Annotated in this window: 14 protein-coding genes and 1 tRNA gene; 4 read left to right on the top strand and 11 right to left on the bottom strand. The window is 65.2% G+C overall.

Annotation, left to right across the window (positions count from 1 at the left end):
• Positions 1-86: 86 nt before the first annotated feature.
• The 9 genes from ACK4HJ_RS19125 to ACK4HJ_RS19085 form a co-directional block, all read right to left on the bottom strand.
• Positions 87-815, bottom strand: a complete 729-nt coding sequence (locus ACK4HJ_RS19125; protein WP_409834507.1) for an ABC transporter ATP-binding protein — start codon at positions 813-815, stop codon at positions 87-89.
• Positions 812-1,582 carry an ABC transporter ATP-binding protein gene (locus ACK4HJ_RS19120; protein ID WP_409834505.1) on the bottom strand — a complete coding sequence of 257 codons (771 nt, stop codon included), beginning with the start codon at positions 1,580-1,582 and terminating at the stop codon, positions 812-814. Before ACK4HJ_RS19120 ends, ACK4HJ_RS19125 begins: the two co-directional genes overlap by 4 nt.
• An 82-nt stretch (positions 1,583-1,664) precedes the next feature.
• Positions 1,665-3,200, bottom strand: coding sequence for a fibronectin type III domain-containing protein (locus ACK4HJ_RS19115; protein WP_409834503.1), 1,536 nt, complete (start codon positions 3,198-3,200; stop codon positions 1,665-1,667).
• Positions 3,201-3,420: 220 nt separating this feature from the next.
• Complete coding sequence (locus ACK4HJ_RS19110) at positions 3,421-4,617, bottom strand: substrate-binding domain-containing protein (protein WP_409834501.1); 1,197 nt, start codon at positions 4,615-4,617, stop codon at positions 3,421-3,423.
• Between the two features lie 153 nt (positions 4,618-4,770).
• On the bottom strand, positions 4,771-6,291 hold the full coding sequence (locus ACK4HJ_RS19105) for a sigma-54 interaction domain-containing protein (RefSeq protein WP_409834499.1): 1,521 nt from the start codon (positions 6,289-6,291) through the stop codon (positions 4,771-4,773).
• Between the two features lie 107 nt (positions 6,292-6,398).
• Positions 6,399-7,079 (bottom strand): DUF2325 domain-containing protein, encoded by a 681-nt coding sequence (locus ACK4HJ_RS19100; protein WP_409834497.1) that lies wholly within the window; start codon positions 7,077-7,079, stop codon positions 6,399-6,401.
• 367 nt (positions 7,080-7,446) lie between these two features.
• Positions 7,447-8,955 carry a tripartite tricarboxylate transporter permease gene (locus ACK4HJ_RS19095; RefSeq protein WP_409834496.1) on the bottom strand — a complete coding sequence of 503 codons (1,509 nt, stop codon included), beginning with the start codon at positions 8,953-8,955 and terminating at the stop codon, positions 7,447-7,449.
• 15 nt (positions 8,956-8,970) lie between these two features.
• The gene (locus tag ACK4HJ_RS19090) at positions 8,971-9,507 is read right to left on the bottom strand and encodes a tripartite tricarboxylate transporter TctB family protein (protein ID WP_409834494.1); all 537 of its coding nucleotides are present in this window, start codon (positions 9,505-9,507) and stop codon (positions 8,971-8,973) included.
• Between the two features lie 125 nt (positions 9,508-9,632).
• On the bottom strand, positions 9,633-10,592 hold the full coding sequence (locus tag ACK4HJ_RS19085) for a Bug family tripartite tricarboxylate transporter substrate binding protein (protein ID WP_409834493.1): 960 nt from the start codon (positions 10,590-10,592) through the stop codon (positions 9,633-9,635).
• Positions 10,593-10,795: 203 nt separating this feature from the next.
• Between ACK4HJ_RS19085 and ACK4HJ_RS19080 the strand changes: the two genes are divergently transcribed.
• The 4 genes from ACK4HJ_RS19080 to ACK4HJ_RS19065 all read left to right on the top strand — a co-directional run bounded on the left by ACK4HJ_RS19080 (position 10,796) and on the right by ACK4HJ_RS19065 (position 14,507).
• A complete protein-coding gene (locus ACK4HJ_RS19080; RefSeq protein WP_409834491.1) occupies positions 10,796-11,494 on the top strand; it encodes a response regulator in 699 nt (232 codons plus the stop codon).
• Positions 11,495-11,501: 7 nt separating this feature from the next.
• Positions 11,502-12,974, top strand: a complete 1,473-nt coding sequence (locus ACK4HJ_RS19075; RefSeq protein WP_409834489.1) for a sensor histidine kinase — start codon at positions 11,502-11,504, stop codon at positions 12,972-12,974.
• Positions 12,971-13,423 (top strand): RNA-binding S4 domain-containing protein, encoded by a 453-nt coding sequence (locus tag ACK4HJ_RS19070; protein ID WP_409834487.1) that lies wholly within the window; start codon positions 12,971-12,973, stop codon positions 13,421-13,423. Before ACK4HJ_RS19075 ends, ACK4HJ_RS19070 begins: the two co-directional genes overlap by 4 nt.
• Positions 13,424-13,883: 460 nt before the next feature.
• On the top strand, positions 13,884-14,507 hold the full coding sequence (locus ACK4HJ_RS19065; RefSeq protein WP_409834485.1) for a hypothetical protein: 624 nt from the start codon (positions 13,884-13,886) through the stop codon (positions 14,505-14,507).
• A gap of 142 nt (positions 14,508-14,649) precedes the next feature.
• Here the strand turns inward: ACK4HJ_RS19065 and ACK4HJ_RS19060 are convergent.
• Both ACK4HJ_RS19060 and tilS read right to left on the bottom strand, forming a co-directional pair.
• Positions 14,650-14,742, bottom strand: a tRNA-Ser gene (locus ACK4HJ_RS19060).
• A gap of 95 nt (positions 14,743-14,837) precedes the next feature.
• Entirely contained in the window at positions 14,838-15,803 is a 966-nt protein-coding gene (gene tilS, locus ACK4HJ_RS19055) for a tRNA lysidine(34) synthetase TilS (RefSeq protein ID WP_409834483.1), read from the bottom strand.
• Between the last annotated feature and the right edge of the window lie 18 nt (positions 15,804-15,821).

Raw genomic sequence — 15,821 nt, 5'->3', positions numbered from 1 at the left:
AGCCCCTTGCACTACATTTTTGATAGCTCCCAGCGCTTGCCCAGAAAGCGCTAGCGGCCTAAAACACTTGAAATTCTTTGCGCAGCTCATAGCGCCAACCCCAGCAGCGACCGCTGCAATGCTTCGTCCTCGGCCAGCGCGGCCATGCTGCCGGCGTGCACCACCTGGCCGTTGTCCATCACGGCCACGGTGTCGCCCAGGCGCTTGGCGAAGTTGATGTTTTGCTCAACCAGCAGGATGGTCACACCGCTCTTCTTCAGCTGGTCGAACGCCTCGATCATGTTGTTGATGATGGCGGGCGCGAGGCCCTTGCTGGGCTCGTCCACGATGAGCAGGTCGCGCGGCTCCACGATGGCGCGGCTCACGGCCACCATCTGCTTTTGGCCGCCGCTGAGCTTGCCGGCCGGGTGGTTCCAGAACTTCTCCACGGCCGGGAAGAGCTTGAAGATCCACTGCAGCCGCGCTTCGTCCATCTGCGCGGCGTTCTTGGCGCCGCGCGCGGCCAGCAGCATGTTTTCCTTCACCGTCAGGTCGGCAAAGATGCCCATGTTCTCGGGCACGTAGGCGATGTTCAGGCCTGCGATGGCCGGTGTGTTCATGGCCGTGATGTCGCGGCCCGCAAAATGCACCGTGCCCTTGGACGCATGCCACAGGCCCATGATGGTGCGCAGCGTGGTCGTCTTGCCCGCACCGTTGCGGCCCAGCAGCATGGTGAGCTGGCCCTTGGGCACGGCCAGGTCCACGCCGTGCAGGATGTGGTACGCGCCGATGTGGGTGTGGACACCGCGCAGCTCGAGAAGATTGCTGCTGCTCATACGGCCTCCTTTGTCACGCCCAGGTAGGCCTCTTGCACCACAGGCGATGCGATCACCTCGGCAGGCGGGCCGTCGGCCACCAGCGTGCCGTTGGTCAGCACGATGATGCGGTCGGCCAGCTCACGCACCACGTCCATCTTGTGCTCCACCAGCAGGATGATCTTGGTCTTGTCCTTCTTCAGCTCGCGGATCAGGTTCAGGATCACGGGGGCCTCGTCGTGGCTCATGCCGGCCGTGGGCTCGTCGAACATGTAGACCTGCGGCTCCAGCGCCATCAGCAGCGCCACTTCGAGCTTGCGCTGGTCGCCGTGCGGCAGGCTGGCCACCGGGGTGTCGCGCCGCTCGTGCATGGCCACCTTGTGCAGGATGGATTCAGCCCGCTCGGTCAGTGCGCGGTGGTCGCTCCAGATGCTCCAGAGGTTGAGGCCCCTGCGGTGCTTGCCTTCTTGCGTGGCCTGCACGGCCAGGCGCACGTTCTCCAGCACGCTGAGGTTGGGGAACAGGTTGGTGAGCTGGAACGCCCGGCCCAGCCCTGCGTGGGTACGCGCCGAGACGGACTGGCCCGTGAGGTCCTTCCCGCCCAGTGTGACCGTGCCGCTGCTGGCCTTGAGCTGCCCGGAGATCAGGTTGAAGTACGTGGTCTTGCCCGCGCCGTTGGGGCCCACGATGGCGGTCAGCGTGCCGGGCTCGAAGGAGCAGGTCACGGCATTGACCGCCACGTGGCCGCCGAAGCGGATGGTCAAGTCCTTGGTGGCCAAGGTGCTCATGGGTGGTGGTTCACTTTCACGGTCTGGGTCATTGGTGGAAAACGGTGTGGCGCGCAGCACCCGGGCAGCGCGCCACACAGGTTCATGGGCACGTTCCGATGACGTAGTAGTTGGGGCCGGTCTGCTTCAAGGTTTTGGTCACGAACACGTTCCACAGGCCCATGTTCTGTGCCGAGCCGTTGGCATACGCATAGCCGCCCTGCTGGTAGGCGCGGCCCGCCTGCACGTGGGCATAGTTGCTGGCGGTGGTGCAGGTGGCCGTGCCGCCACCTGAACCTGCCAGCGTGGTGCCCGAGGCTGCGGCCGATGTGGCGCCTTCGGCGCCGTTGGCGTCCGCGGCGCGCACCGTCCAGCTGTAGGTGGTGGAAGCAGCCAGGCCGGTGTCGGTGAAACTGGTGCCGGTGACCGGCAACGCGTTGACCTTGTTGGTGTTGCGGTACACGTTGTAGCTTGCGGCGCCTGTCACGGCCGACCAGTTGATCGCCATGCTGCTGGCCGTGGCACCGGAGGTGCTGACGCCCGTGGGCGCGGGCAGCGTCGCAGGCGGGTTGTTGCCACCACCGCCGTTGCCAGAGCCGGGGCCCGAGGCCACGCGGTCCACCATGGCCTTGATGGCGGCCATCTGCGTGCCGGCCTTGCGTGCGAAGTTGCTGCCGTACCAGCCCACCCAGTCCCAGCAGGCATTGGGGTTGGGCAGCGAGCCGCTGGCGGCGGTGCTGCGGCTGGTGTTGTCCACCTTGGCTTGCGGGAACAGCACGATGATGTTGTTGGTGTCGGCCCAGCGGCTGTAGCCGGTGTTCTTCACAAACCTGTCGCCGATCTTGTCGGTGCTTTGCTGGCAACCGTGCAGCGCCACATGCAGCTTGCACTGCGCGCCGCTGGCACAGCTGGCGGGCACATACAGCCAGCCGTTGGTGGCCATGCCGGGGTTGCTGGCGGTGTAGGCGCTCTGGTCAAACTCGATGTAGTTGCTGGTCGCAGGCGCGTTGTTGCGCGCATTCAGCACACCGTAGAAGTGCGCGAGGGCGGCCTTGGCGCCGTCGTATCCGCAGTTGCTGATGTAGGGCGAGGTGGCGCTGGTGCAGCTGTTGTTGCCGGTGCTGTCGAAATCGGTGGGAAACACGTGCGCCGTGCTGGCGCGCTGCACGTACGAAATGCTGCCCGAGGGAACGCCGTTGTTCAGGTATTGCGTCTGCAGCGCGGTGGTCTGGTTGGGGCCCACCGTGGTGTCGCTGGTGCCGGTAAAGATGTAGATCTTCTGGTTGGCGATGTGGGACTTGTTGTCGATGGTGCCCGCACTGCTGAAGCTGTTCAGGCTGTTCTGCATCGTGGTCTGCTGGCTGGCGCTGATGGTGGCGTTGTACATGCACGCCGTATAGTTGTTGTGGCCGGCGCACATGTAGGGGCCTGCCGCAAAGACGCCCACCCCCATGAAGGTGGATGAGAACGCCACGCCCAGCTGGTTGGCCATGAAGCCGCCCGAGGACAGGCCCGAGACGCTGATCTTGCTGGTGTCGATGTTGTACTGCGGCAGCGCAGGTGCCGCGAGGGCGATGCCCGATGCGAGGGCCGCAGTGGCCGCCGCCACGCATATCCGTGAAAGCCGAGGGAACGTCATGTGTCTTGTCTCCGTGTATTTTGGAAAAGCACTCGCCATGCCCCCGTGTGCCCAGGGGTTCCTTCGTCAGATATCGCTTGGAAAAAAAGGGGCGGCCGCCCCCGCGGGATGAACCCCGGCCTCTGCACCTGGGCGCAAAAGCCGGGCCACGCAAACCGTGTCGGATGCCGTGTCTGCGTCGGTCGGCTGGCAGGCCACGCAGCGGGCCCGCCACCGCGGCTTATCGCTGGTTGCGAATGGGCACGTTCATTTCTTCAGGCTTGATCTCGCGCACCAGTTCGGGCACGCCCCAGGCAAAGGCCGGGTCCACCTTGATCTTGAAGTGGTACATGCTCTGCATGGCCTGGTGGTCTTCCTTGCGGAAGGTCATCTTGCCCTTGGGCGTGTCAAAACTCATGCCTTCCATGGTCTTGATGAGCTTGTTGGTATTGGTGTCGCCGTTGGTGGCCTTCAGCGCCGTGACCAGCGCCATGGCCGAGCTGAAGCCGCCAGCGGTGAAGAAGTCTGGCGGGGTCTTGAACTCCTTGTAGTGCGCAGCCACCATGGCTTCGTTCACAGGGTTCTTGGGAATGCCGAAGTAGTAGTAGGTGGCGCCTTCCATGCCGGGGAAGTTCTTATAGCTGGCCATTGCGGGCAGGATGTTGCCGCCGGTGGAAATCTCGATGCCGTAGCGCTTCAAGTCCATGTCGGCGATCTTGAAGGGGTTGCCCGCGCCGGCCCAGACGATCCAGATGATCTTGCGGCCGGGCTGGTCCTTGAGCTTGTCGATGAGGCGTTGGGCACCGGCGGTGAAGTCGGTGGTGGCGGCGGGCAGGTATTCCTCGTGCGCCACCTTGGCCTTCTTGACTGCGTCCTTGAACGCCTTCACGCCGTCGCGGCCGAAGGCGTTGTCCTGTGCCAGCGTGGCGATGGTCGTGCCTTCCTTGTCCACGGCCACGGCGTTGCTGATCGCGTCCTGGCTGGAATTGCGGCCGGTGCGGAAGATGTACTTGTTCCACTTGTCGCCGGTGATCGAATCGGCCACGGCGGGCTCCACCAGCAGAATCTTCTTGTATTCCTCGGCCACGGGCAGCATGGCCAGCGCCACGCCGGATGCCGTGGGGCCCACGGCGATGTCGGCCTTGTCGTCCGAGTACGCGGTGGCCAGCAGGCTCTTGCCCAGGTCAGGCTTGCCCTGGTCGTCCTTCTCGATCACGACGATCTTCTTGCCACCCACCGTCATGGTGCCGCCGGTGGCGTAGTTCAGGCCCATCATCAGGCCGGTCTGGGTTTGCTTGCCGTAGGCCTCCAGCGGGCCGGTCTTGCTGTAGATGTGGGCGATGCGGATCTCGCCTGGCTGCGCGAAAGCGGCGGGAGCCGAGAGGGTGGCAGCCGAAACGGCAAAAGCGGCAAGTGCGACCAGATTGCGACGATGCATGGCGATGTCTCCTGTTGTGATGCACCGTGGATTGCACAGTCTGTGCCAGCAGGCAAGTTGCTTGATTTACAAGAAACTTCTCTTCACAGATGGCTAGCAATGACTATTTTTCAGACATCCGATTTGTCTGAAAGTTGGTCATTTGCCTGAAATTTATTCAGGGTTTTCCAGACGTCCATAGAGGGTGGCGCGCGAGATGCCCAGCTGCCGAGCGGTGGCCAGCTTGTTGCCGCCGTGGGCCTTCATGGCGGCGGCGATGGCGCGGCGCTCCAGCTCGGCCACCTGTTCGGCCAGGGGGCGCAGGTAGCGGCTGTCATCGCCGTCGGTGTCGGCAGCGCCATGGGATGCGTCCTGCACGGGTGCCGGGGCGGCAGGCTCCACACCGGCTTCGCGCAGGATGCGCTCCAACTGCGCCGCGTCGATGGACTGCGAGTCGCTGCGCATCACAGCCTGCTCCAGCACGTTGCGCAGCTCGCGGATGTTGCCGCGCCAGGGCTGGCCGGCCAGCAGCGCCATGGCGTCGGGCAGCAGCTCGGGCGGCGCAGTGCTGTTGCGCAGAGCCAGATCTTCACCCAGGGATTCGACCAGTGCCGGAATGTCGCTGCGGCGCGCGCGCAGTGGCGGCACGCGCACGGGCAGCACGTGCAGACGGTAGAACAGGTCTTCGCGGAACTTGCCCTCGCGCACCAGCGCAGCCAAGTCGCGCGACGTTGCGGCCAGGATGCGCACGTTGAAGGGCACCAGCTTGTTGCTGCCCAGCGGCTCAATCTCGCCCTCTTGCAGCGCGCGCAGCAGCTTGGCCTGCAGGCTTTGCGGCATGTCGCCGATTTCGTCGAGGAACAGTGTGCCGCCGTCCGCCAGCTTGAACTTGCCGTCGCGCCCGCGCCGGTCTGCGCCTGTGTAGGCGCCGGGGGCGACGCCGAAGAACTCGGCTTCGAGCAGCGTGTCGGGCACAGCGGCGATGTTGACGCTGACGAAGGGGCCGCTGGCGCGGCTGGATGCGGCATGAATGGCATGGGCCAGCAGCTCCTTGCCCGTGCCGGTCTCGCCCAGCAGCAGCACCGGGCTGGTGGACTGCGCTGCCCGCCGCGCCTGGCGCTTCACCTCGGCAGCAGCAGGGCTCGATCCGATGAAGCTGGCAAAGGTGTACTTGGCGCGCCGCTCACCATCGCCTGCCGCCGCAGCCAGGGACCGGTTGCGCTGGCTGGCCAGCTCGCGCCGTGCGTCGTCCAGGTCGCGCTGCAGCAGTGCGAACTTGCTGATGAGCGGCTGCAGCGTGGTCTCCGGGTGGTCGAACAGCACGATGCCGATGGCGCCGATCACACGGTCGGCATCGTCGCGCAGCGGAATGCGGCTGACCACGAAAGTGCCGGCCTTGTTGGTGAGCAGGTCGATCAGCACGGGCTGGCCGGTCTCCAGCACGCGGCGCATCTGGGTGTTGGGGATCACCTCTTCCACCGTGCGGCCCACGAACTGGTCCACCGACGAAAAGCCGAGGTCCGGCAGAAAACGCTGGTAGCCCTCGTTCACCCACACGATGCGGCCGCTGCGGTCCACCAGGAACATGCCTTGGCTGACGCTGGAAAACAGCTGGAACATGGAGCGCGCCGCGAGTTCCAGAATGCCCTGGGCGTCCAGCGGCAGTGCGGGGGCGTCATCGGTGATCAAGGGCATCTGTGGATGGTAGCGCGCAGGGGGCGCACCACCGGGGCACACTGCAACGCCGCGCAGGCCTGCTGCGGTCGATTACTACATTTTTGATAGCAATTAGCGCTTATGCATCAAGCGCTAGAGCCCATTTTATTCAAAAACACTACCGATTCCGGCGCCCCAGCGACCTGGCCATGGCGCTGCAGGCCTGACATGCGCAGCACCGCCACGGGCTGCAGCGCCGCCAGCGGCTGGTCCACCAGGATGCACGGCTTGCCTGTGCGACGGCAGTGGTCCTGCACACGCCAATAGTCGTCATGGCTGATGCACCCCGTCTGGCAGATCACAAGGTCTGCAGCGGCCAGGCTGGCGTCCAGGGCGCTGACACTGTCTTGCAGCGGATGGGCAGCGGAAGGCACCGCTTGCAGGGCAAAGGGCACTGTGGAGGGCAAGGGGGATTGCGCCGGCGCTTGCAATGGCAATGGCGACTGCACAGGCCCCTGCTGCGCCGCCAGCCGCCAGCGCAGGCATTCGCGCGTCAGGGTGGCAATGCGCTCTGCCAACGCGCGAATATGCTGCGCCATGGCCCTGCGGCGGAGCAGCCCGGGCGTGGCTGCATGGGCCTGCTCCAGCGCCTCGCGCGCCATGGCCAGCTGCGTACCGCGCACCACCAGCGCGCCGCGCAGGCGCACCACCTCGCTGCGCAAGGCGTCGATCTCGGCGGCCTGGGCAGCCACGGCGGCACTGCAGCGCTGCTGGGCTTCGCCCAGTTGGCGGCACAGAACCATGAACTCGTCCGGAAGTGAAGTCACGCACCACCCCATGCAAATAAGAACGATTCGCATTTTATGGTACGATTCGCGCCCTGAGGTTCCACTGCTGAATTCAACACGCACAGGCAATGCCCTGCTGCGGAGGCGGGTGGAATACGTCCGTTGACAAGCCACCGTGGTGGGGAGGGCATCGGCAGCCTCAGGAATCCTCTGTACCTATCGCTGCGCCCTGGGCCCCTGTGGCCACGCGCCGGTTGATTCGCGCAGGGTATCTGAAGGGCTCTGGTGTGAGGCTTGCAAAAGGGGGTGGGCAGCAGTGCCCGGCCCCCTTTTTTTTACGCATGAAAAAGGCCGCGACAGCAGCCTGATTGCGGCGAGCAGCGGGGCCGTGGACAGCCCCCAGCACCTACCCAGCCTGCGCCATGGCAAGGCGCTTGGCCGCCCAGCGGCGCAGCAGCCGCGGCAGGATCAACACGGCCAACACGATGATGATCAGCGTCAGCGAGCCAGGACGCTCGATGAAGATCGTCCACTTGCCTTCGCCAATCGCCACCGCGTTGCGCATCTGAGCTTCGGCCAGTGGCCCCAGGATCATGCCCACCACCACCGGCGCGGCTGGGAAGTCAAAGCGCCGCATTACCACGCCCAACAGGCCGATGGCATACAGCAGCACCAGGTCGAACGCGCTCTGGCGCATGCCGTACACACCCAGCGTGGCAAATACCAGGATGCCCGCGTACAGGTACGACTTGGGGATCTTGAGCAGCTTCACCCACAGGCCGATCAGCGGCAGATTCAGGATCAGCAGCATCACGTTGCCGATGTACATGGACGCGATCAGCGCCCATACCAGAGCAGCGTTCTTGTCGAACAGCTGCGGCCCGGGCTGAATGCCGTAGTTCTGAAACGCGCCCAGCAGGATGGCCGTGGTGTTGGATGTGGGAATACCCAGGGTCAGCAGCGGGATCAACGTGGCGGTGATGGCGGCGTTGTTGGCTGCCTCGGGGCCCGCCACACCTTCGATGGCGCCGGTGGTGCCAAACTCTTCCTTGTGCTTGCTGAGCTTCTTCTCGGCCGCATAGCTCAGGAAGGTGGGGATCTCGCTGCCGCCCGCAGGCACGGTGCCAAACGGGAAGCCGATGGCGGTGGCGCGCAGCCAGGCGGGCCACGAGCGCTTCCACTCCTGCTTGGTCATGTGCACGCTGGTGAGCTTGTTCTGCGTCTCCACCGTGCGGCCTTCGTACATCACGTTGTACAGCGCCTCGCCCACGGCAAACAGGCCCACGGCGATCAGCACCACCTCGATGCCGTCCATGAGCTCGGGCACACCGCCGGTGTAGCGCGCTTGACCCGTGATCTGGTCAATGCCGATCAGCCCCATGGCCAGCCCCACGAACAGCGCGACCATGCCGCGCAGCGTGCTCTTGCCCAGCACCGCGCTCACGGTGGTGAAGGCCAGCACCATCAGCATGAAGTATTCGGGCGGGCCCAGGCGGATGGCGTACTCGGCCACGATGGGCGCGAAGAAGGTGACCAGCACCGTGGCGATGGTGCCCGCCACAAACGACCCGATGGCCGACGTGGCCAGCGCAGCGCCGGCGCGGCCGGTCTTGGCCATCTTGTTGCCTTCCATCGCCGTCACCATCGACCCGGCCTCGCCGGGCGTGTTCAGCAGGATGGACGTGGTGGAGCCCCCGTACATGGCCCCGTAGTAGATGCCGGCAAAAAAGATCATTGACGCAGTGGCCTCGACCTTGACCGTGATGGGCAACAGCATGGCCACCGCCACAGCAGGGCCGATGCCGGGCAACACGCCCACGGCAGTGCCGATGACGCAGCCCACGAAGGCCCACATCAGGTTGATGGGCGTGGCCGCCGTAACAAAGCCTTGTAAAAGAAGGTTCCAGGTATCCATGGTGTGCAGCAGGCTTTACAGCCACCCTGTGTTGGTCAGGCCGGGCAGGTTGATGGCCAGCAGTTGCGTAAACATCCAGTACACCGGCGCAGCCACGGCGACGCCAATCAGCAGGTCCTTGATCCAGATCTGCGGGCGCAGATCAAGCCGCCCTTCCGAGCTTTTGAAGCCCCGCACGGCGAGCACAAAGCACAGCGCGCAGCTCAGGATGAAACCAATGGTGGTGATGAGCATCGCGTTCAGCAGCAGCCCCGCCGACACCCAGATAAAGCCCTTCCAATGGGCGCGCTCATCGCCCGAGCCATCCTCGAGCGCGCGAAACCCGCCCGTGCGCGCTTCCACCACGCACAGGATGCCGCACACCAGCATCACGCCGCTGACCACCCAGGGCAGAAAGTTGGGGCCCACGCCGCCGTAGCCCGCCTCGGAGCTGACGGCGCTGGCCCCCACGCCCAGGCCGATGGCCAGCAGCACCAGCGCGGCGCCCACCGCGGTCTGCAAGGGGATGGAGCGCGACGAATGCAGGGTGGAGTCTGTCGAATGTTCTGTCATGTGTTTGCTCTTTCGACGAAGCGCCGGCGGGCCCGGCCACCGGCGCACTCCATGACCCGCGAGGGGGCGTGGAGTGCGGGATCGAAATCAACCGGAGCGCTGCGGCGGCCTGCCCGCAGCGGGCGTCAGATCATTCCGGACTTGACCATCGTGGCGCGCAGGCTGGCAAATTCCGCATCCACAAAGTTGCCGAACTCGTCGCCCGCCATCCAGGCCGGGGTCCAGCCGTTCTTTTCCATGGCCTCTTGCCAGGCCTTGTGCTTGTAGGTCTTGGACAGGGCGTCGATGAGCGCCTTGCGCTGTTCGGCGGTAATGCCGGGCGCGCCATACACGCCGCGCCAATTGCCGATTTCTACATTGATGCCCTGCTCCTTGAGCGTGGGCACGTTCACGCCCTTGAGGCGCTGCGCCGCGGTCACGCCTACAGCGCGCATCTTGCCGGCGGCGATGTACTCGGCAAACTCGCTGTAGCCGCTTCCGCCCACGGTGACGTTGCCGCCCAGAATGGCGGCCGTGGCTTCACCGCCCCCACGGAATGCCACGTAGTTGATCTTGGAGGGGTCCACGCCCACCTCGCGCGCAATCATGGCCGCCGCAATGTGCTCGGTGGAGCCGCGCGAGCCGCCGCCCCATTTCACGCTGCCGGGGTCTTTGCGCAGCTGGTCCACCACGTCCTTCATGGTCTTGAAAGGCGAGTTGGCGGGCAGCACGAACACGTTGTATTCGCTCGTCAGGCGCGCCAGCGGCGTGACCTTGTCGAGGCCCACGGGCGGCTTGCCGGTGATGATGCCACCCAGCATCACGGCGCCCATCACCATCATGGCGTTCGGGTCGCCCTTGCTGGAGTTCACAAACTGCGCGAGGCCGATAGCGCCAGCAGCGCCGCCCTTGTTGTCGTAGGCCACGGACGACGCCGCGCCAGCGTCCTGCATGGCCTTGCCGAGGGCACGGCCGGTGGAATCCCAGCCGCCGCCGGGGTTGGCGGGAATCATCATCTTGATGGCCGCTGCGCTTTGTGCAGACACAGGCAGCACGCCCGCTGCGGCCATGGCGGCCAGGGATTTCAGAAAGGTATCGCGACGCATGGTGTCTCCTTGTGAGGTTTGCGAACGGCCTGATGATGCGCGCGCTGCCTGTCAAACGGCTGTCCACAAGCTCAGGGAAAACACTAGTCCGCTGACTCCTCAAAATCGTTGGGGCTGCCGTGCCGGGGCTGCGTGCGCGTGGCCGCAACAACGCAGGCGAAAAAGGCGGCTCGCCGCCGCGCGCAGTGCCCTCCGGGAGTGATATGGTCCCGCGCATGCAACTGCTTCTTGTTGAAGACGACCCCACCATGCAGGCCACGCTGCACCGTGCGTTGACGCGGCGCGGCATGGAAGTTACCGCTGTGGGAGACGGCCGCACGGCGCTGGGCCAATGGGCGGCCCGCCAGCCGGATGCCGTCATCCTCGACCTCACGCTACCTGGCCTGGATGGCTTGCAGGTTCTGCAGCAGGCACGCACACGCGGCCTGCGAACGCCGGTGCTCATCCTCACAGCACGCGGCACCGTGGGCGACCGGGTGATGGGGCTGAACGCCGGGGCGGACGACTATCTGCCCAAACCTTTTGACTTGGATGAGCTGGAGGCCCGGCTGCGCGCCCTGGTGCGCCGCAGCGCCGACGCTGCTCCTGGCACACCCCTGGCGCCCAACGCCATGCAGATCGGCGCCATCCGCTATGACCGGGACAGCGGCGCGCTGTACCTGAACGGTGAGGTCATGGAACTGACCCCGCGCGAACTGGCGCTGATGCACGCCCTGCTGGCCCAACCGGGCCACGCCGTGACCAAGGAGCGGCTGTATGAGCTGGTGTTCCCTGGGCAGCTGGATGTGCAGTACGAGGCCATCGAGGTGGTGGTGTACCGGCTGCGCAAGAAGCTGGCAGGCACCGGCCTTACGCTGATGACGCTGCGCGGCCTGGGATATCTGCTGCGCGCCGACGCATGAGCGCCGCATGAAAACCCCCATCACGCCGCGCGTGCCCGGCGCCCATTCGCTTCGGCGCCGGCTGCTGCTGGGCATTCTGGTGCCAGTGACCTTGTTCGTGGGCTTCAACACTTTCAGCCTGTACCACCAGACGCTGGACTCGCTGAACACCGCTTACGACCGCACTCTGCTTGCCTCGGCCAAGAGCATCAGCGAGCAGCTGGACGTGGTGGGCTATGACGACGCTGCCGAGTTGCGCGCCACCGTGCCCTACTCCGCGCTCGAAGCCTTCGAGGCCGACAACCAGAGCCAGATGTTCTACCGCGTCTCCACACTCAGAGGCGAGATGGTCTCGGGCTTTGAGGAGCTGCCGGTGTGGCAAGGACAGATTCCGGACCGCCCGCCGTACGCGGCGCTGGTGGACTTTTACGACGACCGGTTCCGCGACCGCGACGTGCGCGTGGCCGTTCTGCTGCAGCCCGTGGCCAGCCCCAATGGGCGCACCATGGCCGTGATCCAGGTGGCAGAAACGCTGGAGGTGCGTGAGACCTTGGCCCTTCAGATCCTGCGCAACACGCTGCTGCGCCAGGCTCTGCTCATCGCGGTGATCGCGTTCACGGTAGTGCTGGTTGTGCAGCGCGCTACCAACCCCGTGCGCCAGCTCAGCCGCCACCTGCAGGCGCGGCGCGAAGGCGACCTGAGCCCCATCTCTGCTCCTTCGGCCCCGCGCGAACTGCAGCCGCTCATCGATGCCACGAACGAGGTCATGCAGCGGCTTCACCACCTGCTGCGGCACCAGAAAAGGTTTGTCCGCGACACCTCGCACCAGTTGCGCACACCCCTGGCAGTGCTCAAGACCCAGGTGCAGTCCGCGCTGCGCGGCGACGTCGAGCCCACGCAGGCGCTGCACGAGATCAGCAACACCGTGGACCGCGCTACACAGCTGGCCAACCAGATGCTGGCACTGGCCAAGGTGGAACAGCTGCGCCAGCAAAGCACGCCGCCCATCACGCGGTTTGATGAAGTGCTGCGCGGCGTGGCGCTGGAGCTGTCGCCCTTGGTGGCACAGCGTGATCTGGACTTCGGCATCCACACCGAGCCCACAGCCATCCAGGCCCACGAATGGATGCTGCGCGAACTCAGCCGCAACCTGCTGCACAACGCGGTGCGCCACAGCCCGGTGGGCAGCGAGCTTTCGGTGGACTTGCGGACCGATGGCCGGCATGTGGCGCTGACCATCCGCGACCACGGCCCAGGCATCGACGACGAGCTGGCAACGCGGCTCTTCCAGCCCTTTTCGGCGGGCGACGTGCGCACCGGCAGCGGCCTGGGCCTGGCCATCTGCCAGGAAATCGTGCTGGCGCTCTCGGGCGGCATCGCCCTCAACAACCGCGTCGAAGGCGGCCGCCTCACCGGCCTGGACGCGGTGGTTCGCCTGCCGCTCAGCCACACATCGTCCGACACGTCCAGCGGTCCGCCGGGCGCACAATCGCCCCCATGACACATCCAATGGAGACCATGCGCTTGGACAAATGGCTGTGGTGCGCACGCTTCTACAAAACCCGCAGCCTCGCCACAGAAGAGGTCGGCAAGGGCCGCGTCACGGTGAACGGACAGGCTGTGAAGGCCGCCCGCGACCTGCGCTGCGGCGACACCGTCGCCCTGCGCCAGGGGCCGGTGGCCCGGACCGTGGTGGTCAAGGGCTTGAGCGGCGCCCGTGGTCCGGCGCCCGTGGCCCAGCAGCTGTATGAAGAAACGGCAGAAAGCATCAGCGCCCGAGAAAAAGCCGCAGAGCAGCGCCGCCTGGCCCCCGAACCCGCCGCGACCCTGCAGGAAGGCCGCCCCACCAAACGCGACCGCCGCGAAATCGACCGCATCAACGACCGTACCGCGCAACGCGCCGGGAGGAAAGACTGGGGCGACCGTTGGAGCGCGTCCATTGATGAGTGAATGGTTCCATGAGCCAGTGACGAGCCGCGCTTGTAAACGTCCCCCGGCAGTGGCTCTTGCAACAACCAGGGCCGCAAATCAACAAAGCCCCGACGAGCGGGGTTTTGTTGATTCAGCGGAAACGGAGGTGACAGAAAGCCAGAAAATGGCGCGGTTTACAACCAATTTCACCGTCTGTAGGCCCTATCACCGTAGCCAACAAAATTTCGTGTCTGGCGGCCTGTTCTGCCACGTTGCCGGGCGCTTTCGCTGGGCACCGATAGCTACAGCTATCGCTGTGTTTCATCGACAAACCTCCTAGTCGGGACTGCCTCCGCCCTATAACCTCCCCCCGGCTATAGTCCATCCGGCATTTGTCCAGGCACCTGCGCTTGCCGTCGCTAGGGCCCGCCCTTCCGAAAAACACACTCGGATTTACGCAAGGGCACCCAGCCCGCAACCAAATCATTGGACTGCCAAGATGACGAATGTTCTCAGCGAAAAGAAGCGAGTTTCACTGGCAGCGCTCTACCACCGGATGCCCATTGAGGAGCTTGAGGACCGAATTGCCAAGGGCATGCTTGCGGCTCCGACCATGGCCATTGCGCAAGAGGTTTTGAACAGCAGGCTCGACCGTGGAGACGCAGCTCCCGAGCCAACCAGTTCATCCAACAGTGGCGGCGGTCAAGGCTCCGTTGTGGGAACTGCCATGTTGAAGATATTGGCGGCGGGATTGAGCTGGCTGGTGCTGCCTGGGCATATGGCTGCGCTGGTGACGATGGTGGCAGTTTGCTGGGTGGTAGCAGGGCTGGGCAAGGCGCTCCCCCGTCTCGGCCTGACCATTGGCATTGCGTTTGCCATAGTGCCTGTGGGTCTATTGCTCTGGGCATGGCAAACCGGAGCGCTGGCCATGCGGGGCGGAGACTACAAACCTCTGGGTGCCCTGCTGACGTGGCTTGTATTGGTCGTAGCGTTCGGACTATTCTGGTCACTCGCTAGCTTGCTTATCTTCGGCTCTCGCCACAAAGGCTCGTGGGGAGACTTGCACGGCCAGCTCGACAACGTGAGCGATGATCGGCCAGAGACCGTACCGAGGCGACGCTGATGTATTGCACTTCAGCTTAGCTCCGCCATACAAAGCAGGCCGCCCAGCTTCGCGCCCGGCGGGACTATCGGACTAACTTTGGGCGGGGAGACAGCGCACAAAAGAAAAAAACCAAGCGAAATTAATCACTTGGCTTCGATCTTGGCGGAAACGGAGGGATTCGAACCCTCGATGAGGCTCTACACCCCATACTCCCTTAGCAGGGGAGCACCTTCGGCCACTCGGTCACGTTTCCAATCCCGCTATTATGCCTCAATTCAGAGGCGCTTCCGGCGAGCGACCGGCCTCGGGGTGGCATCCCCTTGACGTGCATGTCCAGTGAGGGGCAGCTCATGGAGCTGGTGCTTGGATGTCCTGCCACTCGAGCACCTGCCCCGCACGTACCACGTACCCGCGCCCGACCTTGATGTGGATGCGGTGGCCGCGCGTGGTGCAGGCGGCCAGTTGGTCCAGGAGTTCCGCCAGCTGGGCGGCGGCGGGTGTGGTGTGGTGGGCCTGGCGCAACCAGTGGCGTAGCAGGTTGGCCTGCCGGGCACGGCTCAGGCTTTGCAGGGCGGCGATGCGGGGCGGCAGGCCGGCCAGTTGCGCATCCTGCCGGGCCAGTTCGTCCAGCAGTTCGGCCGCCTGCGCGGCGTTGGCTGCAGATCTGGCAAATGTGTCGCGAAAGGCTGGGAACGCGGATTCCAGCACCGGTAGTAGCCGGGCGCGGATGCGATTGCGGGTGAAGCGTTCGTCGGTGTTGGTGGGGTCTTCCACCCACGGCTGGCCCTGGCACTGCAGCCAGGTGCGGATGTCTGCGCCTCGAACCTGTAGCAGCGGCCGCTGCCACACCACCCCGCCCTGCTCCCACCGGGCGGGCATGGCGGCGAGCCCGGCCACCCCGGCACCGCGCGCGAGTGCCAGCAACAAGGTCTCGACCTGATCATCGGCGTGCTGCGCAATCGCTATTGTTTTGATAGCTTCTCGCGCTTGGCTGACAAGCGCTACAGCCTCAAAAGCCTTGTATCTGGCCTGGCGGGCAGCGTCTTCGGGGCTCTGGCCCGGCGCGGGACGGGCATCCAGGCGATGCACATGAAGCGCCACGTTCAGGCTATTGCATAGCATGGCGCAGTGCCGTTCAAACCCATCCGCTGCGGGTTGGAGTCCGTGGTGCACATGAATGGCCTGCACCTGCCCGGGCCAGCGCCGCGCGCAGGCCAGCAGCAGCGCTGTGGAATCCGCCCCGCCGCTCAGGCCCACGGCCAAAGGCAGTGCCGGCGCAAAGGCCTGCATGGCAGCATCGAAGGATTGGGTCACGCGGGCATCCCACTACAT

The organism is Acidovorax sp. (assembly GCF_046294525.1).
Classification (GTDB): domain Bacteria; phylum Pseudomonadota; class Gammaproteobacteria; order Burkholderiales; family Burkholderiaceae_C; genus Acidovorax.
The sequence above is the reverse complement of the archived record's forward strand: the minus strand, read 5'-3'. Positions and strand labels throughout refer to the sequence as shown.